Origin of the sequence: Corynebacterium sp. KPL2680, assembly GCF_040225675.1 — a bacterium.
GTDB classification, from domain to species: Bacteria; Actinomycetota; Actinomycetes; order Mycobacteriales; family Mycobacteriaceae; genus Corynebacterium; species Corynebacterium rhinophilum.
This window is the reverse complement of the sequence record NZ_JBEHFM010000011.1, coordinates 19,139-45,909: the sequence shown is the minus strand read 5'-3', so window position 1 is coordinate 45,909 and position 26,771 is coordinate 19,139. Positions and strand designations below refer to the sequence as shown.

Annotated in this window: 24 protein-coding genes; 2 read left to right on the top strand and 22 right to left on the bottom strand. The window is 58.9% G+C overall.

Going from position 1 to position 26,771, the window contains the following annotated elements:
• Nucleotides 1-31: 31 nt before the first annotated feature.
• Nucleotides 32-859: a precorrin-3B synthase gene (locus ABRP66_RS07000; RefSeq protein ID WP_284852410.1), complete on the top strand. Its 828-nt coding sequence runs from the start codon at nt 32-34 to the stop codon at nt 857-859.
• On the opposite strand, the gene ABRP66_RS06995 is transcribed toward ABRP66_RS07000, so the two are convergent.
• The 13 genes from ABRP66_RS06995 to ABRP66_RS06935 all read right to left on the bottom strand — a co-directional run bounded on the left by ABRP66_RS06995 (nt 856) and on the right by ABRP66_RS06935 (nt 16,147).
• Complete coding sequence (locus tag ABRP66_RS06995) at nt 856-1,602, bottom strand: SDR family oxidoreductase (RefSeq protein ID WP_284852409.1); 747 nt, start codon at nt 1,600-1,602, stop codon at nt 856-858. The genes ABRP66_RS07000 and ABRP66_RS06995 overlap by 4 nt on opposite strands.
• A complete protein-coding gene (locus ABRP66_RS06990) occupies nt 1,603-2,724 on the bottom strand; it encodes a M24 family metallopeptidase (RefSeq protein WP_349838508.1) in 1,122 nt (373 codons plus the stop codon).
• Between the two features lie 35 nt (nt 2,725-2,759).
• Complete coding sequence (locus ABRP66_RS06985) at nt 2,760-5,576, bottom strand: DEAD/DEAH box helicase (protein WP_284852407.1); 2,817 nt, start codon at nt 5,574-5,576, stop codon at nt 2,760-2,762.
• A gap of 21 nt (nt 5,577-5,597) precedes the next feature.
• Entirely contained in the window at nt 5,598-6,707 is a 1,110-nt protein-coding gene (tatC, locus tag ABRP66_RS06980; RefSeq protein ID WP_349838507.1) for a twin-arginine translocase subunit TatC, read from the bottom strand.
• 124 nt (nt 6,708-6,831) lie between these two features.
• Nucleotides 6,832-7,101, bottom strand: coding sequence for a Sec-independent protein translocase subunit TatA (gene tatA / locus ABRP66_RS06975; protein ID WP_284770669.1), 270 nt, complete (start codon nt 7,099-7,101; stop codon nt 6,832-6,834).
• Between the two features lie 113 nt (nt 7,102-7,214).
• A complete protein-coding gene (locus tag ABRP66_RS06970) occupies nt 7,215-8,168 on the bottom strand; it encodes a helix-turn-helix transcriptional regulator (protein WP_349838506.1) in 954 nt (317 codons plus the stop codon).
• 4 nt (nt 8,169-8,172) lie between these two features.
• The gene (locus ABRP66_RS06965; RefSeq protein ID WP_349838505.1) at nt 8,173-9,159 is read right to left on the bottom strand and encodes a helix-turn-helix transcriptional regulator; all 987 of its coding nucleotides are present in this window, start codon (nt 9,157-9,159) and stop codon (nt 8,173-8,175) included.
• 35 nt (nt 9,160-9,194) lie between these two features.
• A complete protein-coding gene (pafA, locus tag ABRP66_RS06960) occupies nt 9,195-10,610 on the bottom strand; it encodes a Pup--protein ligase (protein WP_349838504.1) in 1,416 nt (471 codons plus the stop codon).
• Nucleotides 10,611-10,612: 2 nt separating this feature from the next.
• A complete protein-coding gene (locus tag ABRP66_RS06955; protein WP_284637330.1) occupies nt 10,613-10,804 on the bottom strand; it encodes a ubiquitin-like protein Pup in 192 nt (63 codons plus the stop codon).
• 31 nt (nt 10,805-10,835) lie between these two features.
• Complete coding sequence (gene dop / locus ABRP66_RS06950) at nt 10,836-12,380, bottom strand: depupylase/deamidase Dop (RefSeq protein ID WP_284852402.1); 1,545 nt, start codon at nt 12,378-12,380, stop codon at nt 10,836-10,838.
• The gene (gene arc, locus ABRP66_RS06945) at nt 12,365-13,945 is read right to left on the bottom strand and encodes a proteasome ATPase (protein ID WP_284852401.1); all 1,581 of its coding nucleotides are present in this window, start codon (nt 13,943-13,945) and stop codon (nt 12,365-12,367) included. Before arc ends, dop begins: the two co-directional genes overlap by 16 nt.
• 83 nt (nt 13,946-14,028) lie before the next feature.
• Nucleotides 14,029-14,865 carry a tRNA (adenine-N1)-methyltransferase gene (locus ABRP66_RS06940; protein WP_284852400.1) on the bottom strand — a complete coding sequence of 279 codons (837 nt, stop codon included), beginning with the start codon at nt 14,863-14,865 and terminating at the stop codon, nt 14,029-14,031.
• A gap of 28 nt (nt 14,866-14,893) precedes the next feature.
• Entirely contained in the window at nt 14,894-16,147 is a 1,254-nt protein-coding gene (locus ABRP66_RS06935; RefSeq protein ID WP_284852399.1) for a M18 family aminopeptidase, read from the bottom strand.
• Nucleotides 16,148-16,193: 46 nt separating this feature from the next.
• Between ABRP66_RS06935 and ABRP66_RS06930 the strand changes: the two genes are divergently transcribed.
• A complete protein-coding gene (locus ABRP66_RS06930; RefSeq protein ID WP_349838503.1) occupies nt 16,194-17,015 on the top strand; it encodes a RecB family exonuclease in 822 nt (273 codons plus the stop codon).
• A gap of 6 nt (nt 17,016-17,021) precedes the next feature.
• Here ABRP66_RS06930 and ABRP66_RS06925 read toward each other — a convergent pair whose 3' ends face one another.
• The 9 genes from ABRP66_RS06925 to ABRP66_RS06885 all read right to left on the bottom strand — a co-directional run bounded on the left by ABRP66_RS06925 (nt 17,022) and on the right by ABRP66_RS06885 (nt 26,756).
• Nucleotides 17,022-18,689 (bottom strand): formate--tetrahydrofolate ligase, encoded by a 1,668-nt coding sequence (locus tag ABRP66_RS06925; protein WP_284852397.1) that lies wholly within the window; start codon nt 18,687-18,689, stop codon nt 17,022-17,024.
• Nucleotides 18,690-18,838: 149 nt separating this feature from the next.
• On the bottom strand, nt 18,839-20,146 hold the full coding sequence (locus tag ABRP66_RS06920) for an anaerobic C4-dicarboxylate transporter (RefSeq protein ID WP_284770660.1): 1,308 nt from the start codon (nt 20,144-20,146) through the stop codon (nt 18,839-18,841).
• A gap of 360 nt (nt 20,147-20,506) precedes the next feature.
• Entirely contained in the window at nt 20,507-22,066 is a 1,560-nt protein-coding gene (aspA, locus tag ABRP66_RS06915) for an aspartate ammonia-lyase (RefSeq protein ID WP_284770659.1), read from the bottom strand.
• A 111-nt stretch (nt 22,067-22,177) separates the two neighbouring features.
• On the bottom strand, nt 22,178-23,023 hold the full coding sequence (hisG, locus tag ABRP66_RS06910; RefSeq protein WP_284850138.1) for an ATP phosphoribosyltransferase: 846 nt from the start codon (nt 23,021-23,023) through the stop codon (nt 22,178-22,180).
• Between the two features lie 43 nt (nt 23,024-23,066).
• A complete protein-coding gene (locus ABRP66_RS06905) occupies nt 23,067-23,330 on the bottom strand; it encodes a phosphoribosyl-ATP diphosphatase (protein WP_005279188.1) in 264 nt (87 codons plus the stop codon).
• A 43-nt stretch (nt 23,331-23,373) separates the two neighbouring features.
• On the bottom strand, nt 23,374-24,096 hold the full coding sequence (locus ABRP66_RS06900) for an HAD family hydrolase (protein ID WP_284852396.1): 723 nt from the start codon (nt 24,094-24,096) through the stop codon (nt 23,374-23,376).
• A 126-nt stretch (nt 24,097-24,222) separates the two neighbouring features.
• Nucleotides 24,223-24,606, bottom strand: a complete 384-nt coding sequence (locus ABRP66_RS06895; RefSeq protein ID WP_284850136.1) for a hypothetical protein — start codon at nt 24,604-24,606, stop codon at nt 24,223-24,225.
• A gap of 24 nt (nt 24,607-24,630) precedes the next feature.
• Complete coding sequence (gene mshC, locus ABRP66_RS06890) at nt 24,631-25,869, bottom strand: cysteine--1-D-myo-inosityl 2-amino-2-deoxy-alpha-D-glucopyranoside ligase (protein ID WP_284852394.1); 1,239 nt, start codon at nt 25,867-25,869, stop codon at nt 24,631-24,633.
• 32 nt (nt 25,870-25,901) lie between these two features.
• Nucleotides 25,902-26,756 (bottom strand): undecaprenyl-diphosphate phosphatase, encoded by an 855-nt coding sequence (locus tag ABRP66_RS06885; RefSeq protein ID WP_284852393.1) that lies wholly within the window; start codon nt 26,754-26,756, stop codon nt 25,902-25,904.
• Nucleotides 26,757-26,771 lie beyond the last annotated feature (15 nt).

Sequence of the window (26,771 nt, the reverse complement as noted above, 5' to 3'; positions counted from 1 at the left end):
CAGGGCTTCTCACCGGCTACACTGGCAAGCTATGCATTACCCCAAATTTTTCCAGCATCCCGAGTCCGGCACCTGCCTGCGCCTGCACGTTGTGGGCGGTTTTACCAGCCCTAATGATTGGATCCATTTGGGTTATTGCGCGGCGCACTGGGCCGATGGCAGCGTTTATATTCGCCCCAATTCCGCCATCGAGTTGCGGGGAGTTACAGACAAGGCCCAGCTTGCGGCGGAGCTGGATAAATTAGAGCTGCTAAGCTTCCACATTCCTGTGCTGGCCTCTCCCCTTTCTGCCGCGGCGAAGCAAGCCGCGCGCCAGCTGACCACGCACCTGAATACCGAACAGCCGGGCTTAGAGTCGCTCGCGATTACCGCTGCCGCCGACGATCTACCGGTTTCTGCCGCGCAGGTTAGTATGCAGCTGCTTGACGATGCCACCTTAAACATCACCCAGTCCCCCACCTCTGACCGGCCTACCGCGGGCCTCTCGCTTGCCGATGCCGCAGCCCACCTTCAACGTCTCGGTGCACAAAGCACCGAGACGAAGGGCACTCGGGCGAAGGGCACTGGGGCAAGTGGCGCGGAGCTTAACGCAGAACCTGGCCCCATTGGCTGGTTGGATGAGCACCAGGCAGAAGGCGTGGTCGACCTTGGTGCGGGGGTCTACCAAGGCGCCATCCCGGCGCAGTTCGCGCAGCTTATCGGTCAGCTAGAAGTGGACATCACGGTCACCCCGTGGGGAGGCCTAGTCTTTCACGACATCGCAGAGGGCGATGCCGAGGTCGTCCTCCGCGTGCTCGCCCCGCGCGGTTTCATCTTCGATATCAATTCGCCCCTGCTACGGGAGGGCGAGGCCGGCTAACGCGGCATGTGCCGCCACACGGGCCGGGGCACGAGCCGCATGACCCAGGCCAAGGCTTGCAGGGCCTTCGGGATCCACAGGGTGTGGCTGCGCGCCTGACCGCGGCGGTCGTCGTTGTCTATGCAGACAACGACGGCATCGGCGACATCGCCTGGCCGCACCGATAGCGGGGCCGGTGTCATCCCCTGGGTCATGGACCCAATGACGAACCCGGGGCGCGCGGTAATCAGCCCGAGCCCACTGCCGTGCAGTCTGTCCGCAAGGCCCTGGCAAAAAGCATCCAGCCCAGCCTTGGTGGAACCGTAGACATAATTGGCGCGGCGGGCCCGCCACCCAGCGATGGAGGAAAAGGCCACGATATGGCCGCGCGGCATCGACTGCGCCGCTACCGTGAGCACGGAGACCTGGGCGGTGTAGTCGATAGTGGCGATCTGTGCTGCGTGGGACGGATCAGTTTCCGCCTTATCTTGATCTCCTAGGATTCCGAAGGCGACCACAGTCAGCTCGATGGCGCCGACGCGTTCCTTGGCCTCGGTAAAGATCTGGCGGTGTTGGGAGAAATCCTCCGCGTCAAAGGACAGCTGGTGGACGCTGCGTGCACCTGCGGCCTTAAGCTGGGCGGTAATCTCCTCCAGCCCGTGGGTCCCGCGGGCGGCGAGGACGATGTCGTTGCCGCGGGCCACGCGACGGGCGATTTCACCGCCTATATCGCTGCGCCCGCCCAGGATCAGTACGCCAGCCACTTAACGCACTTCGCGTTCAACGACGTTGAGGGACTCGTAGCCATCCTTGGTAAGTACCACGATGTCTTCCAGCCGCATGCCCCACTGGCCTTCTAGGTAAATGCCTGGCTCAATGGAAAAGGCCATGCCCTCTTCCAGTGGCAGGTCATTTCCCTCCATGATGAAGGGCTCTTCGTGGGTCGAAAGGCCAATTCCGTGGCCGGTGCGGTGGACGAATTTATCGCCCCAGCCGGCATCGGCAATAGCCTTCCTAGCAATCCCGTCGATTTCTTCAGCCGTGCTGCCGGGCTTGGCGGCGGCGCGGGCGGCCGCTTGGGCATCGTAAAGCACGGCATATGCGTCTTGGAAGTCCTGCGGCGCCTGGCTGAGATCGCCGCCTACGACGTAGGTGCGGGTGCAATCGGAGTGATAGCCGGAGGGCAAGGTACCCCCGAGATCCACGACAACGGGCTCGCCCGCAGCCAGCTTCCGGTCAGAGAAGCTATGGTGCGGATTGGCGCCATTCGGGCCAGAACCTACGATGACAAAGTCAATGATGGAATGCTCTTTGAGGATGAGCTTTTCCAGTTCCTGCGCTACCTCGGCCTCGGTGCGGCCGGGCTGCAGGAGCTCAGGAACCTGGGCGTGCACGGCGTCGATAGCCTGGCCGGCCTTGCGCAGCTCCGCGATTTCCGCCTCATCCTTGCGGGTGAAAAGCTCCGCGAGCGCGTAGGTGGCAAGGACATAATCCGCCTCGGGCACGCGCGCCTGGAACTGCAGAATATGGTCTGCCGTCAGGGATTGTCCCAGCGCGACCTTCTTGATCGACGCAGCACCCTTGAGGGCGAGCTCGTAGGGATTATCGCCGTCATTCCACCCGCGCAGTTCCACATCGAGCTTGCCGACGGGCGCCGATTTAATATCCTTAATATCCGTATTCGGCGAGACTATCCACGGCGTACCGCTTTGGGGAACGGCTAACACCGTCAGGCGTTCGTGGGACGAGACCCACGAACCGGTCAGGTAGGCAAAATCAGGGCCGGTGCCAATCAGCAAAAGGTCAATGCCCTGCTGGGCGGCCGCTTCCTGCGCTGCCGAGAGCCGGCGCGAATATACTTCGGGAGAAAAAGCCTGAGTAGTCATGGCCCACAGTCTACTAGCCAGTAGGACGGGCTAGCTTAAGCCCCGATCGCGACGACCCCGCGCTGGATGGCGTCGATTGCGCGGCGCGCGTTGCGCTGAATCTGGCCATCGTAGCCAGTCTTGGCGATTTGCTGCAGGAGGTCCACAACTTGGCGGCACCACCGCACGAAGTCACCGGGAGTAAGCTCCGCGCCCGCTTCATTGGCCGCCGCCATGCAATAGCCCAAGGGCGCACCCGCAGCCCACTGGTGAATGGCCAGCGCAAATCCGGCTTCAGGCTCGCGCGTTGGGGGCAGGCGGTGGCGGCGTTCATCGGCGCCGAGCTCGGTATAGATGCGCCAGGTCGCATTCATGGCATCGGCCATGCGATCCGTTGCCGCCTCCGGCTGGCCCCCAGTGGCCTTCCTATTTTCAAAGCAGCACAGAGATGCAACGCCGGCCAATTCCGCCGGATCCAGCTCATCCCAAATGCCTCGCTTCAGGCATTGGGCAACGAGCAGATCGGATTCGCTATGAATCTTTGCCAGGCGCTCGCCTTCCTCAGTGATGACCGGCGTGCGATCATTGCCGGCACCAGAGAACTCGACATAGTCCATCTCCGCGAGCAGATCCACGATGCGTTCAAAGGTTCGGCCCAATGTATCGGTCGCCTTATTCACCTTGGCCTGCAGCTTTTCGAGGTCGCGCTCGCGGCGCGCCAACTTCTGCGCCACGCCGGCCAGTTGCTCCCTGTCGGTGGCGGGCCAGTCGTGTGCAGGGTGCTCGCGAATGGCATCGCGCAACTCGCCTACCCGCTTATTGGGTCGCAGGCGCGGCTTCGACTTCATCCGCTTTGGGCGGTCAAACTTTTCGCGGTGGAAGACATCCTGGATGTACTTGGTACTGCGCCGCGGATTCTTCCGCACCGGCTTCGGGATCTTAATACGGCCCAGTTGAATCGGCGGATTGCTAATACCAGTGGCATCGATGCGCCCTGACCACCCAGACTCCGTGGTCACCCACGGGCGAGGATCCTCAGTCTGGTTGGCCGGGGTGACCACCGCGGCAAGAGTGGGCCGCTTCTTTCCGGCAAGCGCGATGACATCGCCCAATTGCAGGCGGCCTAGCACCGCGACTACTTCCTGGGTGCGCTGGTGTTCCTTATCGACCTTGGATTGCTTTTCTTCCGCCGTCAACTCGCGGCGCAGCCGGATATAATCCATGAGCACCTCGGCGGGATCCTCGCCGTCCTTGGCTGGTGGTGCGAGGGCATCCACGGCATCGTCAAGCTGCTCACGCAATTCGCGCACGCGATGCTCCGCGCGCTCTAATTCGCGGGTTTCTTCCACCACGGAACCATCGGCCTGGAACTGCGCGAAAGACTTTTCCAGTAGCCGCAGCGAGTCCTCAAAGCCGAGCATGCCCAGCAGGTTGATGGCCATGTTATAGCCCGGCGCAAACGTAGAAATGAGCGGATACGTGCGCGTTGAAGCTAAACCGGCGACAAAACGCGGATCCATAGCCGGTGCCCACTGCACGACCGCGTTGCCCAGGGTATCGATTCCGCGCCGGCCGGCGCGCCCGGTCAGCTGCGTGTATTGGCCTGGCGTGAGATCCACGTGTGCTTCGCCATTGAACTTGATCAACTTCTCGAGCACCACCGTGCGGGCTGGCATATTAATGCCCAAGGCAAGAGTCTCGGTAGCAAATACCGCGCGTACTAAACCGCGGACGAAGAGATCTTCTACGATGTGGCGAAACGCCGGGAGCATCCCTGCGTGGTGGGCGGCAAAACCACGGGAGAGCGCTTCGCGCCACCGCCGGAAATCCAAGACCTGCAAGTCTTCTTCCGGAATGCCCTCAACGCCGGCATCGACGATGGTCTTGATCTCTTCTGCTTCCTCTTGCGTCGTCAGCACCATCCTGCTGCGCAGGCACTGATAGAGCGCGCCATCGCAACCGGCGCGGGAAAAGATGAAGGTAATCGCGGGCAGCATATCTTGCGATTGCAGCACCTTCAGCACCTCAGGGCGTCCTAAGGGGCGGTAGCGATCTTGCGGCCGGGAGGAACCGGAACGCCCGCCCGCTTTACCATGAAATTCGCTGCGCCCGCCGCTCTTGTGGCGCGCCCTCGCGCGAAAACCCTTGCCGGATTTATAGTCCGCGCGCCCATCATCGCTATCGCCTGCCTCCAAGCGCTGAATGCGACGCTCTAATTCGGAATTGACCTGGCCGCCGGATTCCGGCTCAAAGAGCGGGTAAATCTTGCGGCCCAGCATCATCCATTGATCGAGCGGGACCGGCCGGTGTTCGGTCACAATGACAGAGGTATCGCCGCGGACCGTGGCGAGCCATTCACCGAATTCCTCGGAATTGGACACGGTGGCAGACAGCCCAATGATGGATACGTGGTCCGCCAAGTTCAAGATGACTTCTTCCCAGACCGCGCCGCGGGAGGCATCTGCAAGGAAGTGGATTTCATCCATGACCACGTGAGTAAGTCTATCCAGCGCGGGAGAATCCGCGTAGATCATATTGCGCAGCACCTCGGTGGTCATGACGACGATTTCGGCATCGGCGTTAATGGAGACATCGCCAGTAAGCAGACCGACGGCATCCTCGCCGTGCTCAGCGACGAGGTCGTGGTATTTCTGGTTGCTCAGCGCCTTAATCGGGGTGGTATAAAAGCACTTCGTGCCGCGGCTTAAGGCCAAAGAAACGGCGAACTCGCCAACGACGGTTTTACCTGCACCAGTTGGGGCGCAAACGAGCACCCCTTGGCCATTTTCTACCGCCTCACACCCCTGCACCTGGAACTCATCCAAGGGGTATGGGAGGCCGGCGGCGAAGGTATCCAGGTGAGTTTCAGTCATATCTCACAAGGCTACCCGTGCTTAAAGCACATCGCCGAAAAAGCCGCCTTCATCGGTAGGTCGCTGCGGACCCTTGCGATCCTCAGCCCGTTGGGAAGTGCTATCCGAAGCCCGATTTTCCGTGCGGACGGTCTGCGATGACGCCCCAGCTGCCGCAGGCTTAGGCGAGGCATATACGCCCGACGGGGCATCGACAGGCGCGGGCCCGCCCACGCCAGTGGGGCTTTCGTCTAGCGCAGACGCGGATTCATCATCAAGATCCATCCAGTTAGGACGCTGCCGGTTCTGGCGCTTGTCGTGAATGCGGCAGAACTGGAAGGCAATCTCAATAAGCAGCATCAGGCAGGCGGACAAGACCAGCATGCTGAACGGTTCTTGGCCTGGCGTCACCAAAGCAGCGAAGATCATCACCACGACGATGATGATGCGGCGCTTATCCTTGACGTGGTTATACTCCAAGATACCGATGAGGTTGAGTGAGACGACCAATAATGGAACCTCGAAGCTGATGCCGAAGATGAGCAACATCGCTAAAAGATAATAAAAATACCGCTCACCAGTTAATGCTGCGGTTTGATACTCAGCGCCGATACCGATGAGGAATTCTAGGCCCACGGACAAGATGAAGTAGGCCAAGATGGCGCCCGCCAAGAAGAGGGAGACGGCTACAACGACGAAGCTCAAGGTGTAGCGGCGCTCATTCTTATGCAGGCCTGGCACGATGAATGCCCACACCTGGTAGAGCCAGACTGGGGACGAAATAACCGTACCTGCCAACGCACCGACCTTCAGGCGCAAAATGAGCATCTCGAAGGGGCTGGTGGCAAGCAAGCGGCATTCGCCATCGTTATTGAAGTTGGCTCGTTTATCTTCCGGCAATGAGCAATAAGGCTCGCGCAGGATTTCTCCCAGCGGTGGAATCCGGAAGGGCGCCTGCTGGTACCAAATAAAACCGATGATCGCGCCGATAACCAAGGCAAGCAAGGAAATAATGATCCTTCGCCGCAGCTCTTGCAGGTGCTGCACTAAGGTCATCTCGCCCGTTGGGTTCTTGGGCTTGCGTGAAAAACCTCGCCGCTTGCGGCGCACGCGGGATCCGTGTTCACCGGCAGGGTTGGACTGTGAGGACATCAATTTGGCTCTTTCAACGCACAAGAGCGAACACTACCCTGCCCACTCGATTTCTGAGGGCCGGTCTCCGACACGGCCGACGAGTGCATAGGCAGAGCGTGTTCGCCTTTTTAGCTGGCAGGCGTTAATTCTGGGAGGAAGAGTTTCCCTGCTGGTGGCCAGGCTGCATATCTGGGCGGTTCCAGAACTCCTCATCGGACTGCTGGCGCTTCTGGCTCAGTTGAGCTTGGGTCTCAGAGCGCTTGGTGTCCTCCGATTGCATTTCATTGACCTCAGATTTGAAAATGCGCATCGAGCGGCCCATGGAACGAGCAAGATCCGGCAATTTCTTCGCGCCAAATAGCAAGATGATGACGAGAACAATCAGGCCGATTTCCAATGGTCCTAAGGTCATAAGATCCTCTTTCGGTTCTTCTTTGCCTGCGCCAGATGGCCGCCGCGCTCCCTGACTTCGCGGGAAAATTCGCGAGGCAATTTTAAGACGCATGTGCGTGCAGTAACTGAATTTTAAGTATAGCCCTTCAACGCGGCATTTCCGCGTTTCGCAATGAGATTCACAATAGATTGAGGGGCTGTAACGCGTAACCTATCGGCCTGACCGAGCGCAAAACGAACCAGCCAATCAACGGACCCCACCTGCATCGTTGCAGCTATGCTGCCGTTTTCTAATCGCTTGCCTAGTTGCATATCGTAGTATTCTGCAAGCCAGGTGAATTCTTCATGAATGATTAATTCCACGGAATCCGCCGTACCTAAATTAAAGGGTGCTGCAGCGTCGAAATCCAGCTCTTTAAGGCGCGGATGAGCAGTCTCCTCGGTCAACTCGGCATGCTTGATGCGGTCAATACGAAAGGTCCTGTGCCCCTGCTTTTCTTCTTCCCACGCCGCAAGATAGGGCTCGGCATCCACGATGAAAATCCGGGCCGGATCAACTAGACGCTCGGTTTCCTTATTAGATGAAGCACTCCAATAGCGCATTCGGATGCGCCGTTTTTCATTAAGCCCGCGGTTCAAAGTTGCCTGGATGTCGGATTCTTGCGGGTCCACCGTCGATAACGTGTCATAGATGCTCAGCGTGCGTTCATCCATAATGGAGCGCAATTTCGCCGCGGCAGACTTAATCGCCCGCGCATCCAACAGCCCAGGCATAGCCTCGAGGGACTCAAGGGTAAGTAAGAGCGCGCCCGCCTCGGTCGGCGTAAGCCGCAATGCTTGTCCCAGACCTTGGTCATTGTAGATGGTGACCCCATCGCGGTAGCTGAAAGAGAGATCGATGAGCTCTTCGGTATTGCGGCCGGTCCCAGAGCAAAATAGCCGGTCCACGGCATCTTTTAGCTCTCCTGGGTCCATCCCCAAATCCGCGGCCGCCTCCATCGGGGTTTTATCCGGATGGTTTTGAAAATACGGGATGAGGTTGAGCGACCGGACGAGCGCTTGCAGTTTATGAGATCCATCGGCCATTGGTTTACTCAGCTCCGTTGTGGTTGGCGGCTGCGCGCAAAAGGTTAATGATGTCAGTGCGCACCTCAGGGGGATCGAGCACTTTTACTTCTGGGGCATAGACCGCTGCGGTGCGCACCAACCAATCTTTTTGGACCCCGGTCAGCACTACGGTGCCTTCGGCGGTGCGCTCCCCCGCGCTTTCTAGCTCTTGGGCTTGACCTTCAGGGATATGCAGGGTCACATCCACCTTTTCGCCGCGCTGTAGCGCCTCTTTGACGAGCTTGTCGATGTCCACCGTCGGCTCGATATGCTCAGCCGGTTGGTGCGACCTTTTGATATCGGAAAGCCTTAAGGCCCGGAAGACGCGCGGGGCGGCGCGGTCCACATCAAAGCCAACGATATAGATGCGGCTTTGATGGTTGACCACTCCCCAGGGATCCATGGTGCGGCGCACTGTCTCTGCTGCCGGGTGGGGGCGGTAGGCAAAGGTAATGCGGACTTTATTTCGCACGGCGGCGAGGACGAAGGTGATGACCTCGGGGGCAAGGCGGGTGATGTCATTGACCGCGGTATAGACGGGCGCGCCCTCCAGGTTGCGAGAAGCGCCCGAGGCGGCGATCTTGGTCCACCCGGACAGGGAGAAATCGCTCAATCCACCCGGGGTTCCCACTCCCCCTGCGATACCTAGCACCATCGCTTCTTCCGGCGAAAATTCCACCGGTGGGAGCTGGTAATTGCTTTGGTCGAGGCGGTATGAGGCGCCGTCTTCCCCACCGGTGTGCACGATGGGGACTCCGGCGCGTTGCAAAGTGGCGATATCGCGCGCCAGGGCCTTGGTAAAAGCCTCGTCGGATTTATCGCTATAGCCTGCGACGTGGCTGCGAATCCACGCCGCGGAACGGTCCGGTGAACCACCCGAATTCGCCGCTCCTTGCAGCGCAAAGGATAGGTTGGTGAGCCTTTCTACCGCCGCATCCTGCCGGCTCGGCGTGGATCGTGATGCCACCACGTTGTCTACTCTCCCCTGTGCTCAATGTGCACGCCTTAGGCGTGATTATCGTGCATATAGTCTAGCAATGCTTCAATGCGTGGATCGGTGGACGCGAAAGGGTCCAGCAGCTCCTCGGTGCGCGGTTCGGGGCGGTTGACCTTCAGCCGCGTCCAATCCACGGTCACGTGCGCGCCGCAGTCTTCGGCGGCAGTCAGGAACGCGCCGCGCAAGGCCGCGCGCGTGGTCGGCGGCGCGGTCGATACTGCACGCTCGATGTCTTCATCTTCAATCCAGCGCTCGATCATCCCGCGGCGCAGCAGCACGTCATACAAACCTCGCCCGGGCCGGATATCGTGATAGGTCATATCAACCTGCGTAAGTTTCGGATGCGCCCAGTCACCGCCCAAGCGCGAGCGGTAGCGCTCGAGCAGCTCGAACTTGATGACCCAATCAATCTCGCGGTTTACGCCGGAGAAATCTCCGGTCTCAATGGCGCGCAGGATGCGCTCCCACAGGTCAACCACACGCTCCAATTCCGACGTGGGGGTGCCGGCATCCTCGCGGTGAGCGAGCCAATCGCGCGCCCGCGCACAGAGCTGCTGCTGGACTTCTAGGGCGGTAATGGTTCCCCCGCTAACAAGCGGCAGCGGTGTAGAGCCTGTCACATCTCGCGCGATGGTGCGAATGTGGTGGATGGGATCCGCGATCTCGAGTTCGGGCAGCTCGAAGCCTGCCTCCAGCATCTCTAACATGAGCAGGGTGGAGCCGACCTTCAATGCGATGGTGGGCTCTGCCATATTGGAATCGCCGACGATGATGTGCATCCGGCGGAAGCGCTTGGAATCCCCGTGCGGCTCATCGCGGGTATTGATAATGGGCCGGGACCGAGTGGTTGCAGACGAGACGCCTTCCCATACCTGGTCGGCGCGCTGGGATAAGAGGAATTGCGCGGGTTGATCGCCCTTGGCAGGCTGCACCATTCCCGCTCCGCAGATAAGTTGGCGGGTAATCAAAAAGGGTAAGAGCTCTACGCCCAGATCTTTGAGCACCATATGGCGGCTAATGAGGTAATTCTCGTGGCAGCCAAAGGAGTGCCCGGCGGAATCCACGTTGTTCTTAAACAGGTAGACCGGCCGCTCGTTTCCTTCTGCGGCCAACGCATCTTCCGCTTGCAGCGCAAGGCGGTTCATCACGCGGTCACCGGCGCATTCATAGGCGATCAGCTGGCTAAGCCTATCGCACTCGGCGGTAGCTACCTCAGGGTGCGAGCCGACGTCGAGGTATAGGCGGCTGGCATTGGTCGCGAAGATATTGGACGAGGCGTATTTTTCGACGATCGGCCGGAAGAGCACGCGCGCAACCTCATCCGGGCTTAATGCCCGCTGGCTCTTCGGCGTCGCCGTGGACAGGCCATATTCGGTCTCGATACCCATGATGCGCCGGGCAAAAACGGGACGGGTGGATTCCATGCCTACTGTCCGCCCTTTTGGACGTAGGAGCGGACGAATTCTTCCGCGTTATTTTCCAGCAGGCCATCGATCTCATCTAGGAGATCATCAGTGCCGGAGGTGTTGATATTGAGCTGGGTTGCGGTAAATTCTTCCTCTGACTCGGGGTCATTTCCCCCGTTATTGCTAGTGACCTGGCGATTCGAATTGGACACGATGTCATCCTTTCGTCGTATTAGGTGATCATTACTTACGATACTCGGGCTGGATACCGATGGCAGCAAGGCCTTCGAGCAACTCTTCTACGCTGCTTGCGTCATCGATGATGTCTTCGCAGTCCGCGCGGGTGAGCCCGCGGGCATCATCCATGGCCACGGTGGCCCAGACTCCGTTTCGGGCGTGTCCGTCCTTATCACCACGGCGCAGGGTGAGGCTTTGCCAGCTGGCAGCGATGATATCTTCGCCGAATTTCTGCGTTATGCGCCCGCGGAAATATGCCCGCGTACCAGCGGGCGGCTCGGCCGCAGCGCGGTGCAAATCTTCGGCGCTAAAGAGCTGGCGCATCTGGCCCTTGCGCACCAGTGCATGGTGCAGCGACTTCTCCGGATCGATTTCTGCATATTGCAAGTCAATAAGGCGCAGCTTGGGATCATCTGGGGCAATGCCGCGGTCCAAGTAGCTCTTGATCAACCGGTACTTGGCCACCCAATCTAAGAGGTGGGAGGCCTTGAGGGGGTCATCGGCAAGCAGCTCTACTGCCTCGTCCCAGGCCGCCAGCACCTTGTGATCGGCGTCGGTCTCCGGCTGAAGGCGGCGGCGGTATTCGTTGAGCAGCTCGAGGGCGGTGAATGTGCGGCCATCGGCAAGCGTGAGCCGGTGGCGCAATTCAAGGTCGCGGCTTACCAGGGGGACCTCCGCGACGGCATCGGCCAAGCGCAGGTCGCTAAAGTCCGTGCCCGCCTCAATGGCATCGAGCACCAGCGAGGTCATGCCCAATTTCAGCAGCGTCGAGGTCTGCGACATATTCGCATCGCCAATGATGACGTGCAGGCGGCCAAAATCATCATGGATGGCATGGGGCTCGTCGCGGGTATTGATAATGCCGCGATTGAGGGTGGTTTCCAGGGAAATTTCCTGCTCAATATAATCCGCGCGCTGGGAAATCTGGAACCCCGGTTCCTCCCCAAACTCACCGCGCCCCATGCGCCCAGCACCAATGACGACCTGCCGGGCCACGAAGAAGGGGATCAACGCCTGGGCCATGACCGAAAAATCGGTGCTGCGGGCATACTGATAATTTTCATGCGAACCGTAGCTGGCACCCTTGCCATCGACGTTGTTTTTATACAACCGTAGCGGCGGGCACGGCTGCCGGTCCGCCAAGACGGACTTTCCCTGTGCCGTCAGCTCCGCCACGGCATCCCGTGCCTGCAGCAGGGTGTAATCGCCGGCGGCATCGTAGAGCGTCGCCTCCCAAGCATTCGTGCACTCCGGAGCCGAATATTCGGGGTGGGCGTGGTCCACATAGAACCGCGCCCCGCTCGGGGTGACAACATTGGCTACCCCCACCGCATTGGGGTCTACCACGGGAACCGTATCGTAGCGCTTGAGATCGAAACCGCGCGAGTCCCGCAAGGGGTGTTCCTCCGCAAAATCCCAGCGCGAACGCGCCCCCGTATACAGCGCGGCATAGGCCACAACCGCATGGGTCGAGGTAATGATTGGGGATTCCTCCGGCGAATCAGGCGTAGAAATACCGTATTCCGTTTCCGTTCCTAGCACGCGGGCCACGTACAGCTCCTTCCGCTTAAAAGTTCCACACTGGTCACGCGCGAACCGCTGTGATCCGTGGAGACAATCTTGCTCCATTCCTCGGGGTTGGTTGAGGTGGGCATGTATTCCGATTCCTCCTGCTCAGCGGCGATGGCTGCCCGCAGGTGCTGCTTGCCGATGCCCCCTTCAACGCCCCCAGTGCCTTCCTCCACGGCGCGCTCCGCCCCGTGGTGCGATAAAGCTTCCTTGATGGCCAGCTTTTTAGCCCGGGCCAAAATATTGGCAATCATCGCGCCAGAGACGAAATCCCGGTAGTGCAGGACCTGGCGCTGCCCATTGCTAAAGTGCAGCTGTGCAAACGGCCTATCGCTATACAGCTCATCCACGGCATCGCCAATGAGCTCGTCAATATCACCCACATGCGGAATGGACGGATCGAAGTGGCGGGCGAAGATCTCGCGCGCGCCGCGCTTGGTGGGGCGGTTGATACGCACCTTCATATCCAGCCGACCCGGGCGCATGATGGCGGGGTCAATGAGCTCTTCCCTATTGGTGGCGCCGATGATGACCACATTGCTGAGGCCCTCCACGCCGTCGAGCTCCGTTAGCAGCTGTGGAACGACGGTGGTTTCCATATCGGACGAGACCCCGGATCCGCGGGTGCGGAAAATGGATTCCATCTCATCAAAGAAGATGACCACCGGGCGATCCTCGCTGGCCTGGGCGAGCTCGCGTGCGCGCTCAAAGATCAGCCGGATGCGGCGTTCTGTTTCGCCGACGTACTTATTCAGCAGCTCTGGGCCCTTAACATTGAGGAAGTAGCTGGATCCATCTCCCCCCATTTGGGTAGACAAAGAGTTCGCCACTGCTTTAGCAATGAGCGTCTTTCCGCAGCCCGGTGGGCCATAAAGCAATACACCCTTGGGTGGTTGCAGTCCATATTCCCTGTAGAGCTCTGGGTGGATAAAGGGCAGCTCGACGGAATCACGGATCTGCGAAATTTGCTCGTCTAGGCCGCCGATATCCTCGTAGCGCACATCTGGCACTTCCTCCAGCGAGAGCTGGGATACCTCTGCTTGATCCACCTTTTCCACGGCCACGGAGGCCTTGGTATCTAACAGCACGACCTCGCCCGCGCGCACGCTTTCTTGCAGCGCCTGTGCGAGGAGAACGACGCGGTTATCCCCCGCAGAATTAGCCACGACGGCCCGGCGCTGGTCCAAGCGCTCGACCACGGTGGCAAGCTCGCCAGTGCTCGTGGGGGCGCAGCCTTCGACGACCACGAAGCCATCGCCCAGCCGGACCTGTTGGCCCACCTGCAGGCTGCCCGACTCCACGTTGGGAGAGACCTTGAGCTGCATGACGCGGCCGTTGGTATAGACCTCCGCGGTGGTTCCTACCTCGCTTTGGTGCGGCGAGTAGGCCAAAAAGACACCGTAAGTAGAGGCAGGCTCTGCAAGTGCATTGACCTCAGCAAATAACTGCTCAAGCTCGGCGCGCGATTTCTGTAAAAGCTCCACCAGCTTTTGATTGCGCGCAGCAAGCTGGCTGAGTTGCCGCTTATTATCCGTGGCTTCATCCATGCACACCACTTTAACGCGCGAAAAGGTATGAGCGAGGCCACTTTAGCAATTAATTACATCCGTGTACTTAAATAGTGCGCATACTATTTGCGGGCGCGGCGCTGGGGGCGCGGCGGGGTGACGCCATCGGCAAGCCGCCTGGTCCAAATGAGGAATGCGGTATGCGCATTCATGCGGTGCTCTGGGCGGGTGGCCAGGCCTTCTACCTTCCACTCGCGCACCAGGGACTCCCATGCCTTCGGCTCTGTAAAGCACTGCAGCTCGCGGATCCCCTCCATGACCTTCATCAGCTGCGGGACCGTTGCCACATAGGTCATGAACACGCCGCCGGGGATCAGCAGATCGCGTACGGTCTCCAAGTTCTCCCAGGGCTCAAGCATGTCCAAGATGATGCGGTCAACGGGGCCACCGAGGTCCTCAGCGGTAACTTCGCCAAGATCCCCTAGGCGCGGCGACCACCACTCGGGGCGGCTGCCAAAGTATTCCTCGACGTTATCGACCGCGTACTCCAAGTGATCGTCGCGGATCTCGTAGGAATAGACGTGGCCTTCGGGGCCCACGGCGCGCAGGAGGGACATCGACAAGGCGCCGGAGCCGGCACCGGCCTCCAGCACGCGGGCGCCCATGAAAATATCGCCCTCGACCAAGATTTGCGCGGCGTCCTTGGGATAAATAACGGCGGCGCCGCGCGGCATCGAGAGGACGTGATCCACCATGAGGTGGCGGAAGAGCAGGAAGGACGAGCCCAAGGTGGACTCGATGACGGAACCTTCATCCATCCCCACGATGTCATCGTGGTTGATTATGCCTTTATGGGAATGGAACTGGCCTCCTTCTTTCAAAATGACCGTGTAGTGGCGCCGCTTGGCGTCCGTCAGCTGCACGCGGTCGCCATAGGAAAAGGGGCCAGAATAAGCCATGCCGCAAAACTCCTCGAGGTTGTGGGTACTAACCCTTCAAGTATGCCTCAAGCGCCCGCGAGAGCCATATTTGGTCCTGCTCGCCCACCATCTCGCGCGCGGAGTGCATCGACAGCATCGGCACGCCCACATCGACGGTGTCGATACCCAGCCGCGTTGCGGTAATCGGGCCGATGGTCGAGCCACACGGCACATCGTTATTGCCCACGAAACGCTGCACCGTCACCCCAGCCTTGGCACACGCGGTCTCCCACAGCGCAATCGTCTGTGCATCGGAGGCGTAGCGCTGGTTGCCGTTGATCTTGGTCACTGGGCCCTGCCCAATGATCGGCTGGTGGGTGGGGTCGTGCTTATCCGCGTAATTGGGGTGCACCGAATGCGCGGCATCGGCAGACACGCAGCTAGAACGCGCGAACATCTGGAAGCGCTCCTCTTCATTGGCCCCCAGCGCGCGGGCGGTGCGAGTCAGCACGTCCTGCAGGATCGGCCCGGCGGCACCATAGCGGGAGCTCGAGCCCACTTCCTCGTGGTCAAAGGCCATCATGACCAAAATATCGGAGCCATCATAGTCCTGCGCGGCACGTTGCATAGCCTCCAGCGAGGCGTGCACCGAGGACAGGTTATCCATGCGGCCAGCCGCGATGAACTTTTCGCCCGCGCCAAAGACGGCACCCCGGGCGGCATCGGCCGTAATCAGGTTGAAGGAAGCAATATCCTGCTTGGCGATGCCCGCCTGCTCCCCCACCACCTGCAGGATCGACGCCTCTTCATCGCCAACTGTCAGCACCGGCTGCATGTGCTTTTGGCGGTCCGGCTTGAACTCATCTTTGCGGTACAAGTGAATGGCCAGCGAAGGAAGGCGCAGGACTGGGCCCGTATTCACGAGGTGCTGGCGCCCATCCGTGGTCACGACCTGGCCGGCGACGGTAAGTTCGCGGTCAAACCACGTGTGCAGCAAGGCGCCGCCGTAGATTTCCACCGCTACCTGCTGCCAGCCCGCAGCGGAAAAATCGGGCGTGGGTTTAAGCGCCAAGCCCGGCGAATCAGTATGCGAGCCAACGACGCGGAAACCGGAGTTCTTATCGGCGCCTTCCGGCACGTACCACGCGGCAACTGCACCGCCGCGGACCATCACGTGCCCGCCCGGTGCCGCCGACCAGTCCTCGCACTCATCCTGGACATGGAAACCAGATTCTTGCAGCTGGCGCGCTACCTCATGCGCGGCGTGGTACGACGACGGCGAAGCCGCCAAGAAATCAAGGAACTTATCGGTATAACTCATACCTTCTAGCTTGCCACGAAACTATCAGCGATAGGCTAGATACACCATGGCTACTTCATCTACTCCCCGCCCTCTTGCCCTGTCGCCCTCGCGGGCCTCCGACTACCAGCAGTGCCCGCTACTCTATCGATTCCGGGCCATCGACAAGATTCCCGAGCCCAAGACCATCGCCCAAGTTAAGGGAACCCTGGTCCACGCGGTCCTAGAAGAAACGCATAAACTCCCGCGCGAAGAGCGCACTTACCCAGCCGCAGTAAAGATGATTAAGCCAAGCTGGGCCGCGATGACAGAAAAGGACGCTGAATTGCTCGAGCTCGTGCCCGAAGACGAGACGTATGATTTCTTCGTCGCCGCCCGCGAACTGCTCAAAGGCTATTTCCAGATGGAAAACCCGCAGGGCTTCGACTGCCAAGAAACCGAGATGTATGTCAACACGGTTCTGCCCAACGGCGTGCCCGTGCGCGGGTTTATTGACCGCGTGGACCGCGCCCCCACCGGCGAGGTGCGCGTCGTGGATTATAAAACGGGCAAGAAACCAGCACCGCGCTTTTCCCACAGCGCCCAATTCCAGATGCGGTTTTATGCCCTAGTGTATTGGCGCTTGTTGGGAACAATCCCCCACCAGCTACGACTGATGTATCTAAAGGTGCTGGATTCGATGTTTTTAGCCCCTACCCAGGAGGAACTCGAATACTTCGAGCGCGATCTAGGCCAGCTGTGGGCCAAGATTGAGGCCGATGGGCGCGCCGGGGATTTTCGCCCGAAACGCTCCAAGCTCTGTAATTGGTGCGCGCATCAGGCGATCTGCCCCGAATTTGGCGGCACGCCGCCGGAGTACCCGGGTTGGCCGGGCTCCGCGGCGGATTAACTCCTTTTAGAACAGTCCGGATACCGTGCCATCGGCGGCGACGTCGATATTATTGGCCGCCGGCTTCTTGGGCAGGCCCGGCATGGTCATCACGTTGCCGGTAAGCACCACGATAAACCCCGAACCGGTGCGCGGCAGTAGCTCGCGCACGTGCAGCGTGTGGCCTTCCGGAGCGCCCAATGCGGTTGCTTCATCCGAGAAGGAATACTGCGTCTTGGAAATGACCACGGGTAATTTATCCCAGCCATTGTCCTTGATGTATTGCAAGTCCTTCACAGCCTTTGAGCCGTATTCCACGCGGTCCGCGCGGTAGATCTCGCGGGCGATGGTCTCGATGGAGGCCTCGATGCCTTCTTCAGGATCATAGAGCTGCTGCGCGCCGCCCTCGAGGTTCTCCAGCAAGGTCTCGGCCAGCTTCGTCGCTCCCGCGCCGCCTTCGGCCCAGACGTTGGCCTCTTCCAAGGCCACGCCGAAGTCCTTGGCCCAATCGCGCATAAACTGGCGCTCCGCCTCCGTATCGGACCAGAAGAGGTTCAGCGCGACAACGGGCTTGATACCAAACTTGCGCAGGTTTTCTACGTGGCGCTCAAGGTTGACGATGCCCTTCTGCAGAGCCTCAACATTTTCCTCGGTGAGCTTATCCTTGGCAACGCCCCCGTTGTACTTCTGCGAGCGGATTGTCGCCACGACCACCGCGCCGGCCACGTCCAGGTCACCAAACCGGGACTTGATATCCATAAACTTCTCGCCGCCGAGATCCGCGCCGAAGCCGGCCTCAGACAGCACGATATCGCCGAACTGCAGGGCAGTCTGCGTCGCCAGCAAGGAGTTGCAGCCGTGCGCGATATTGGCGAAGGGGCCACCGTGCACGAGTGCGGGCACCCCGCCGAGGGTTTGCACGAGGTTCGGGTTCAAGGCATCGCGCATCAGCGCGGTCAGCGCGCCTTCCGCATCGAGCTCGCGCGCGGTCACCGGCCGCTGGTCATAGGTAAACCCGACGGTAATATCGCCGAGCCGCTGCTTGAGGTCATCGAGGCTCGTCGCCAAACACAAAATCGCCATGATCTCGGAGGCCGCCGTAATGGTAAAGCCCGTTTCTGCCGGCACGCCGTGTGCCGATCCACCAAGGCCGGTCACCACATTGCGCAATGCGCGGTCGTTCACGTCGACGCAGCGCTGCCACGTCACGCGGCGCGGGTCGATGCCCAGCTGGTTGCCCTGGTGAATGTGATTGTCGATGATGGCCGCAAGCGTATTCGTAGCCGCGGCAATGGCGTGGAAGTCACCGGTGAAGTGCAGGTTGATATCCTCCATCGGCACAATCTGGGCGTAGCCGCCGCCCGCGGCACCACCCTTGATACCCATTACCGGGCCTTGGGATGGTTCACGGAGGGCCACGATGGCCTTCTTCTCGATCTGATCCAGCGCATCGGTCAAGCCGATGAGGACCGTAGATTTTCCTTCCCCGGCAGGTGTTGGGGACACTCCTGTCACCAACACGAGCTTGCCGCGCTTATCCTTGGCGTAGTCCACCTTAGTGATATCCACCTTGGCTTTTGTGGAACCAAAAGGAATTACTGCATCTTCTGGGATTCCTGCTTTGTCTGCGATTTCCGCAATCGGCTGCAGGTTATGGGCTTGAGCGATTTCAACATCGGATGGCTGCGTAGTCATGGCACCTACCCTACCGATTTCTGACATTAGCCAAGTCGCATGGGGGTATAAACTGTGAGGCAGAACATTTCTTTTGGTGGAGCTTTCACATAAAAGTGGCGCCCTCTCCGCGGAGAAGACGCCACAAGGACCTCGAGTTCGAAGACTCGCTAAATGATTACCGCACCGAGTGCGTAGCCAAGGAGCACGGAACCGACGATGCTGACCACGCCGGGGATAAGGAATGGGTGGTTGAATACGGCCTTGCCGATCTTGGTCGTGCCCGTATCATCCATTTCGACAGCTGCCAGCAACGTTGGGTACGTCGGCAGGATGAACAGAGCAGATACTGCTGGGAATGCGGCCACGGCGGTAACCGGGTTAACACCTAGCGCCAATGCGGCGGGCATGAGCGCCTTGGTGGTGGCAGCCTGCGAGTACAGCAGGGCTGCGGCGAAGAAGAGCACCACTGCCAGCAACCATGGCGAAGCTTCGATGACGTCGCCGGCCAGCGCTTGAATATCGTCCAAGTAGTGGTTGATCAAGGTGGTTCCCAACCACGCAACGCCCAACACACAGATGCAGGCGGACATACCAGATTTAAATACCGGAGTATTGAGGACGTCGCCGGTCGGAATCTTGGTTTTCAAGACGATGATCGTCGCGGCCGAGAGCATGACGGTCATGATTGCCTCATTGCGCGGCAACGTGGGATCCGTAATCAGGCCAACTTGTTCGGAAGAAATGGTAGCCCACGCCATGACGACGACGATGGCGATGAGGAAGATGACTACGGAAGACTTAGCTCCTTCCTTTGGCTCATATTTACTAGCACCAATCGGTTCTTTGACCAGGCCTTGGGCCTTGCGCTCTTGGTATACAGGATCATCTTCTAGTTCCTTGCCAAACTTATTGGCAAGCCAAGCTGCCGGGAAGATGGACAGGAAGGTAGCTGGAATCAGCACTCCGAGCACCTGGAGGTACCCCACCCCCATGGGCTCAAGCAGACCAGCCAGGATGACAACTGCAGCAGAAATCGGCGAGGCACAAATACCCATCTGCGCAGCGACAACCGCGATAGATAGCGGGCGCGACGGGCGAACCTTGCCTTCCTTGGCTACCTCTACGATGACCGGCAACGTGGAAAAGGACGTGTGCCCGGTACCGGCCAAGACCGTCATCAACCAGGTCACAATGGGTGCGTAAAACGTAATCTTTTTGGGGTTTTTGCGCAGGAACTTCTCGGCCACGTGAACCAAATAGTCCATGCCGCCGGCCTTTTGCATGGCGGCGATGGCCGCAATCACCGTCATAATAATGGCGATGACGTCGAACGGAATGTCTTCCCTGGTTACGGGAACTCCCGTAACGCCCAAAAGGAGAACGCCTAGGCCGCCGGCCATGCCGATGCCTATGGACCCAATTCTCGCACCCAGGATAATGGCCGCGAGAACGATGACAATATGAATAATAACCATGGATACGCTCCACACGTTCTCAACTACACGTGGTGGACCCGCCTTAGCCTGCCGGTCGTGGACCACCCTTACACTTCTATTTTGCCCTGAATATGTTGCTTTATTTACATATTCCGCCCGTTTGTGCTGCTTCCCACATGTGTTCTACCTCGCGTTATAAACCGTTCGGTATATTTCCATGCCACTGCACTATGGAACCGTGAGTCACCAGTCAGGCATTCACGTAAGAGACCGCACACACCATGGAATACTTTTTCCGCTTTCCACGGAGAAGTAAACACGGTGTGTGCGGAATGGTGGGCGCCACCATGAGGATGGGCATCGCCCACCTCATGCGGCACTACGGATCGCGAACTTTACTTAGTTGTCATCGAGGAAAAGCTGACCGCGAAATTCTGGGTGCATCAGGTTTTCTACCGACAGGACCTTGTTCAGCGTTGCCTCATCAAGTAAACCCTTCTCCAGCACGAGTTCCTTGACGCCCTTGCCGGTCTTGAGGGATTCCTTTGCAACCTCATCACCGTTGTGGTGGCCAATAAATGGGTTCAAGTAGGTAACGATACCGATGGAGTTCTCCACGTACTGGCGGCACACATCAGCGTTAGCAGTAATACCGGTGACGCACTTCTCACGCAGCGCGTCGACCGCGTTGCCCATGATGCGGATGGACTGGAACAGTGCCTCACCAATGACCGGCTCCATCACGTTCAGCTGTAGCTGGCCAGCCTCTGCGGCCATGGTCACAACGTGGTCATTGCCGAAGATCTTGAAGCAGGTCTGGTTGACAACCTCTGGGATAACTGGGTTGACCTTACCCGGCATGATGGAGGAACCTGCCTGGCGGGCGGGCAGGTTGATCTCGCCCAGGCCAGCGCGCGGGCCAGAGGAAAGCAGGCGCAAGTCATTACAAATCTTGGAGAGCTTCATGGCAGCGCGCTTGATGGCAGAGTGCAAGAAGACGTAGGCACCGCAGTCAGAGGTGGCCTCGATAAGGTCGCTTGCAGTCTTCATCTCCAAGCCGGTGACTTCAGACAGGGCGGCGGTTACCTGGTGACGGTAGCCGGCTGGAGTGTTAACGCCGGTGCCGATGGCGGTTGCACCGAGGTTGATCTGCAGCAAACGGCTCTGTGCGTCGCGCAGAACGGCCTGCTCCTCGTTCAGGTTATTAGCAAAGCCCTTGAATTCATCGCCCAAAGTCATGGGCACGGCATCCTGCAGCTGGGTACGGCCCATCTTCAGGATGTCTTGGAACTCATTGCCCTTGTCCTGGAATGCGGAACGCAGGCTGTCGATGCGCACGATGAGGTCATCGATGGCAGCGTACAGGCCCAGACGGAAGCCAGTTGGGTAAGCGTCGTTGGTGGACTGGGACATGTTGACATCGTCATTGGGGTTGATGATGTCGTAGGAGCCCTTCTCCTCCCCCAAGTGCTCAAGTGCCAGGTTGGCAACGACCTCATTGGTGTTCATGTTCAACGAGGTGCCGGCACCGCCTTGGAATACATCGAGAGGGAACTGGTCCATGCAGCGACCCTCGTCCAAGATCTGGTCACATGCCCAGATGATGGCCTCTGCCTTCTTCTTCGGCAGCACGTGCAGGCGACGGTTGGCCATCGCGGCGGCCTTCTTGACCTTCACCATGCCGCGGATGAAGTGCGGAATGGTGTTAATGGTCACGTAGGAAATCTGGAAGTTATCCATCGCGCGGACGGTGTGGACACCAAAGTAGGCGTCAGCAGGAATTTCCAAATCACCGATCAGGTCGGTTTCCGTACGAGTGTTTTTGCTCGACGTCTTTGGTTTCTTCTGCTCAGCTACCTTTTGCTGTGCAGAATGGGTGGTCTTATCCTCCTGCTTATCCTCCGCTTGCTTTGCGGCAGACTTAGTGTCTTTTTCTTCTTTCTTAGACGACTTTGCCATGATGGCGCGGCTCCTTTGCCTGTCGAGAATGATGTCCGAGTGAATAATCTCAAGCGCCAATGGTAGCCACGTTTCGCCCCAGTTGGGACGACCAAGAATTTAATACTCCCCCTAAAAGCGGGCAATACGGAGATCGGAAGCCAAAATTGCCTCCGCACCGAGTTGGGAAAGTCGATCCATAATCTGGTTGGCTTCCTTTTGCGGAACCATCGCACGCACCGCCACCCAGTCCTGTCGCGCCAACGGTGAAACCGTCGGCCCAGTCAGGCCCGGAGTAACACCAGCTGCTTTGTCCAGATTTTCTTCCGCGATGTTGTAATCGATCATGAGGTAGGTGCGAGCGTGCAAAATACCTTGGATGCGGCCCAAGACAACCTGCTCTTCCGGCGTCACCTCTGCATCGTGGCGTTTAATGACGACAGCTTCCGAGCTGACGATGGGCTCACCAAAAGGGGCCAAACCCTGCTGTCGCAGCGTAGTACCAGTTGACACGACATCGGCAATGGCATCGGCCACACCTAAGTGGATGGATATTTCCACCGCGCCGTCGAGACGGATCACATCGGCGGAAATCCCCTTCTCCGCCAAGTCCTGTCGGACCAAATTCGGGTACGACGTTGCTACGCGCTTGCCCTCAAGGTGAGAGATATCCCACCCTTCTCCTTGGGGTGCGGCGTAGCGGAATGTTGAGTCACCGAAGCCAAGTGAGAGGACTTCTTTAAATTGGGCGTTGGAATCGAGCGCCAAATCGCGCCCTGTGATCCCGAGGTCGAGCACGCCGCGGGCGACATAGATTGCGATATCCTTCGGGCGGAGGAAGAAAAATTCCACCCCATTGTCTAGATCCACCACATTTAGGGTTTTGGAGTGACCGCGTCCCTTGTATCCGGCCTCACCAAGGATTTCTAAAGCCGCTTCTGATAGGGAACCTTTATTTGGTACTGCAATTTTGATCATACTGTTCTCCAGGAAGTCTGCTCCACCGCAGGTGAGCAACAAGTTATAGGTATTTATAAATATCTTCAGGCCGCAGGCCGCGCTTGATCATCATGACCTGCGTCCAATAGATAAGCTGCGACATTTCTTCCGCCAGTTCCTCGTCGGACTGGTATTCGGCGGCGATCCATACTTCGCCTGCCTCTTCGATGATCTTTTTGCCAATATGATGGGCGCCTTCCTCCAACGCCTGGACGGTCCCAGAGCCCTCGGGCTTCTGGTCTGCTTTGTTCAGTAGCTCAGCAAAAAGTGTCTCAAAATCCTTCACAGCTACCTATTGTTCCACAGGTAAGCGGTCAATGCGAAGGGTTTTATTTCATTTCCTGGATAGCCCGGAACCATTCATAGACATCTACATGGCGTGCGCCCGCAAGGTGGCGAGAATCGCGCAGCCGGGAGATCTCCACTACCCCCTCCGGTACTTCCACGCCTTCATCCTCGGGCAAACCGATAACGGTGCACCCCGCGGCAACGGCCGCGCGCATACCGGCCGGAGAGTCTTCGAATACGAGGCACTGAGCTGGATCAAGTTGAAGGCGCCAAGCCGCTTCCAAGTACATGTCTGGAGCGGGCTTGCCGGTGGGGACTTCATCACCGCAAATAGTGTCCACGAAATACTCCCGGCCTATTACCGCGATGGCTGCGTCCGCGACGTCGCGATCCGTATTCGTCGTGACCATCATCGGCATGCCGTCTTGGTGCAGCGCGGTTAAAAGCTCCGGGATTCCGGGAAAGATTTCTAGGCGGCCAGCAAAAAGAGTCTTCACATAATCAAACATCTTGCGCCGGTAGGCTTCGACGTCGCCTTCGCCCAAGGAAACTCCCGCATTATCAGCGCAAATGCGCAGCGTCGTAGGAAAGGTAGCCCCGACCGTATCCATGCGTTGCCTGGGTGTCAGGCGCTTGCCCAGCACTTCCGAAAGATAGTACGTCGCCTCACCCCACAAGGGCTCTGAGTTGGTCAAGGTGCCATCCATATCCCAGAAAATCGCCGCGGGACGGGACAAAGGCTGGGAATCACTTTCTGTGGTCATACACACTCCACCGGCTTTTCCGGCATAGAACTACGGCCCAACGGGGAGGAAATATTCGCGCTGCGCGGTGATCAATCAACGTCACCGTAGAAATTTACCCACAGTAGGCTGCAGGCGTAAAGGTTTTTAGAAGTCCAACTCGGGGATCTGTGAGAGTGCCTCATCATCGGCACCGGTAGCCGCAGAAGCGTTGTACATAAGCTCGGCGATTTCTTCCTTTTCCTCCGGCTCCACCACGGCATCGTGCTGTTTGCGATTAAAGGTAGCGATTTTTTGCACGGTCTTATTCAATACCGCGGCGAGCTGGCCGCCATCAGGATCGTCCGGCAAACCGTCCAGCCCATCCAACATCTGCTCGAGATGGCCTTTAAGTTCTGGGAGCACCGCCGCGTCAAACGGCGCCTCCCAGAACTCTTTTTCCTCGTCCTTGAGGTAATCGCCGGTGGCAAAGGACTTAAGATCAGCAATGAACTCATCAACGGTGGGTTGGAAATCTGCGCGAATGCTCATGCTGTCGATATTGCCTTAAGTTGGCTAGGCCTGCACGCCGAGCAGCGAATTAAGTGCTGTACGCACCAACTCTGCAGCGCCTTCCTCGTCTTCGCCACGGTCGCTGCCTGCCCAATCGTCGATGGCGCGCAGCGCGGTGGGGGTATCGAGGTCATCGGCAAGTGCTTGGCGAAGCCCCGCTACCGCACCCTCCGCAGCCGACAGGGACCCAGGGGTTTCGAGGGCAGAGCGCCAAGTGGCCAGGCGGTTCTTGGCCTGGTCGAGCACCTCATCGGACCAGTCCCGCTCGGCGCGGTAATGACCGGAAAATACGCCGAGGCGAATAGCGGAGGGATCCTCGCCCTGCTCCACAAGCTTGTGCACGAAGACCAGGTTGCCCAGGGACTTGGACATTTTTACGCCGTCCAGGCCGATCATTCCGGTGTGGACATAGAACTGCGCCATGCGGTCAACGCCCAATGCCGCCTCTGCATGCGCGGCGGAGAATTCATGGTGCGGGAACTTCAGATCGCTGCCGCCGCCCTGGATATCAAAGGTGCTACCCAAGTAATTGGTGGCGATGGCAGAGCACTCGATGTGCCAGCCGGGGCGGCCTGGACCGAAGGGAGACTCCCACGCCGGCTCACCTTCGCGGTGGGCACGCCAAATCAGGGCATCCATGGGGTGCTTCTTGCCTGGACGATCGGGGTCCCCGCCGCGCTCGGCAAAAAATTCCTGCATCTGTTCCATCGAGTAGTTGGATTCATAACCAAATTCCTCGGTGGCATCGATGGAGGCATATACATCCGGGTACTCAGGGTCATCGACCACGTAGGCGGCGCCGTTATCCAATAGTTTTTGCACCATGTCCACGATCTCATCGACTGCTTCCATGGCACCAATGAAGTGCTGCGGCGGAATGACCGATAAAAGCGCCATATCGGAGCGGAAAAGGTCAATCTGGGAGGTGCCGAGTTCGCGCCAATCAACGCCGTCGCGCTCCGCGCGCTCAAAGAGTGGGTCATCGACGTCGGTGATATTTTGCGCGTAATTGACCTTCTTGCCTGCATCCAAGAACTGCCGGTAAATCAGGTCAAAAGTGAGATAGGTGGCTGCGTGACCCAAGTGGGTCGAATCATACGGGGTAATGCCGCACACGTACATGGTGGCGGTATCCCCCTTTACCTGCACGGGGGCCTTGGTTTGATTCGCGGAATCGTAGAGATAGAGCTGTGCCGCATCGCCTGGGACGGGGCTAAAAGAAGGTGTTGGCCAAGAATGCATGGACCTATCCTAACGCTTCTTTATGGGTCGATTTAAATGGGCTGTAGGACTCCCAAGACAAGCAGAACCATCACGATGATGCCCACGGGAATGCGGTAGGCCGCAAACCATGCAAAGGAGTGGTTGCCCACGAAGTTCAGCAACCACGCGATCGAGGCGTAGCCCAAGGCAAAGGCGACGCCGGTACCGACGAGCAGCTGCATACCGGAAGCGGCTTGGCCGGCCTCGGGCGCGAAGGCATCGGGAAGCGAAAAAAGCCCCGACGCCAGCACTGCCGGAATGGCCAAGAGGAAGCTAAAGCGCGTGGCCACCTCGCGATCGAGCCCCAAGAAAAGACCACCGGAAATGGTGCCGCCCGAACGTGACACGCCAGGAATCAACGCCAAGCACTGGCACAGACCCATGATGATGGCATCTTTCATCGTCAGCTCCTCAAAACCGCGCTTTTTGGAGCCGACGCGCTCTGCGGCGATGAAGACGAAGGAGAAGACGATCAGCATCGTGGCAGTGATCCACAGGTTGCGCAGCGCCCCACGAATGGCGTCTTCAAAGACCAAACCGATGACGCCGATGGGAATGGATCCGACGATGACCATCCAGCCCATGCGCCAGTCCTGCCCGCGCGAGGCGGGATTGGTCCACCCGCGGAACCACCCGGATAAGATTTGCCAGATCATCGGGGCGAAATAAACCAGCACGGCAAGCTCGGTGCCGAGCTGGATAACGGCGGTAAAAGAAGCGCCGGCGTCGTTGCCCCAAAAGAGCTCAGAAACAATGCGCAGGTGCCCCGAGGAGCTTACTGGGAGAAACTCCGTAAGGCCCTGCACAATGGATAAGACGATAACTTGTGCCCAAGAAACTGCTTCGGTCGCGGTATCAGAAATCACCCGCCATACACTACC

Excerpts from the sequence above, each read along its gene's own strand:
- ABRP66_RS07000 (WP_284852410.1), top strand. The coding sequence starts at position 32 with ATGCATTACCCCAAATTTTTCCAGCATCCCGAGTCCGGCACCTGCCTG.
- ABRP66_RS06990 (WP_349838508.1), bottom strand. The coding sequence starts at position 2,724 with ATGACTACTCAGGCTTTTTCTCCCGAAGTATATTCGCGCCGGCTCTCG.
- ABRP66_RS06985 (WP_284852407.1), bottom strand. The coding sequence starts at position 5,576 with ATGACTGAAACTCACCTGGATACCTTCGCCGCCGGCCTCCCATACCCC.
- tatC (WP_349838507.1), bottom strand. The coding sequence starts at position 6,707 with ATGTCCTCACAGTCCAACCCTGCCGGTGAACACGGATCCCGCGTGCGC.
- tatA (WP_284770669.1), bottom strand. The coding sequence starts at position 7,101 with ATGACCTTAGGACCATTGGAAATCGGCCTGATTGTTCTCGTCATCATC.
- ABRP66_RS06970 (WP_349838506.1), bottom strand. The coding sequence starts at position 8,168 with ATGGCCGATGGATCTCATAAACTGCAAGCGCTCGTCCGGTCGCTCAAC.
- pafA (WP_349838504.1), bottom strand. The coding sequence starts at position 10,610 with ATGGAATCCACCCGTCCCGTTTTTGCCCGGCGCATCATGGGTATCGAG.
- arc (WP_284852401.1), bottom strand. The coding sequence starts at position 13,945 with ATGGATGAAGCCACGGATAATAAGCGGCAACTCAGCCAGCTTGCTGCG.
- ABRP66_RS06940 (WP_284852400.1), bottom strand. The coding sequence starts at position 14,865 with ATGGCTTATTCTGGCCCCTTTTCCTATGGCGACCGCGTGCAGCTGACG.
- ABRP66_RS06935 (WP_284852399.1), bottom strand. The coding sequence starts at position 16,147 with ATGAGTTATACCGATAAGTTCCTTGATTTCTTGGCGGCTTCGCCGTCG.
- ABRP66_RS06930 (WP_349838503.1), top strand. The coding sequence starts at position 16,194 with ATGGCTACTTCATCTACTCCCCGCCCTCTTGCCCTGTCGCCCTCGCGG.
- ABRP66_RS06925 (WP_284852397.1), bottom strand. The coding sequence starts at position 18,689 with ATGACTACGCAGCCATCCGATGTTGAAATCGCTCAAGCCCATAACCTG.
- ABRP66_RS06920 (WP_284770660.1), bottom strand. The coding sequence starts at position 20,146 with ATGGTTATTATTCATATTGTCATCGTTCTCGCGGCCATTATCCTGGGT.
- aspA (WP_284770659.1), bottom strand. The coding sequence starts at position 22,066 with ATGGCAAAGTCGTCTAAGAAAGAAGAAAAAGACACTAAGTCTGCCGCA.
- hisG (WP_284850138.1), bottom strand. The coding sequence starts at position 23,023 with ATGATCAAAATTGCAGTACCAAATAAAGGTTCCCTATCAGAAGCGGCT.
- ABRP66_RS06900 (WP_284852396.1), bottom strand. The coding sequence starts at position 24,096 with ATGACCACAGAAAGTGATTCCCAGCCTTTGTCCCGTCCCGCGGCGATT.
- ABRP66_RS06895 (WP_284850136.1), bottom strand. The coding sequence starts at position 24,606 with ATGAGCATTCGCGCAGATTTCCAACCCACCGTTGATGAGTTCATTGCT.
- mshC (WP_284852394.1), bottom strand. The coding sequence starts at position 25,869 with ATGCATTCTTGGCCAACACCTTCTTTTAGCCCCGTCCCAGGCGATGCG.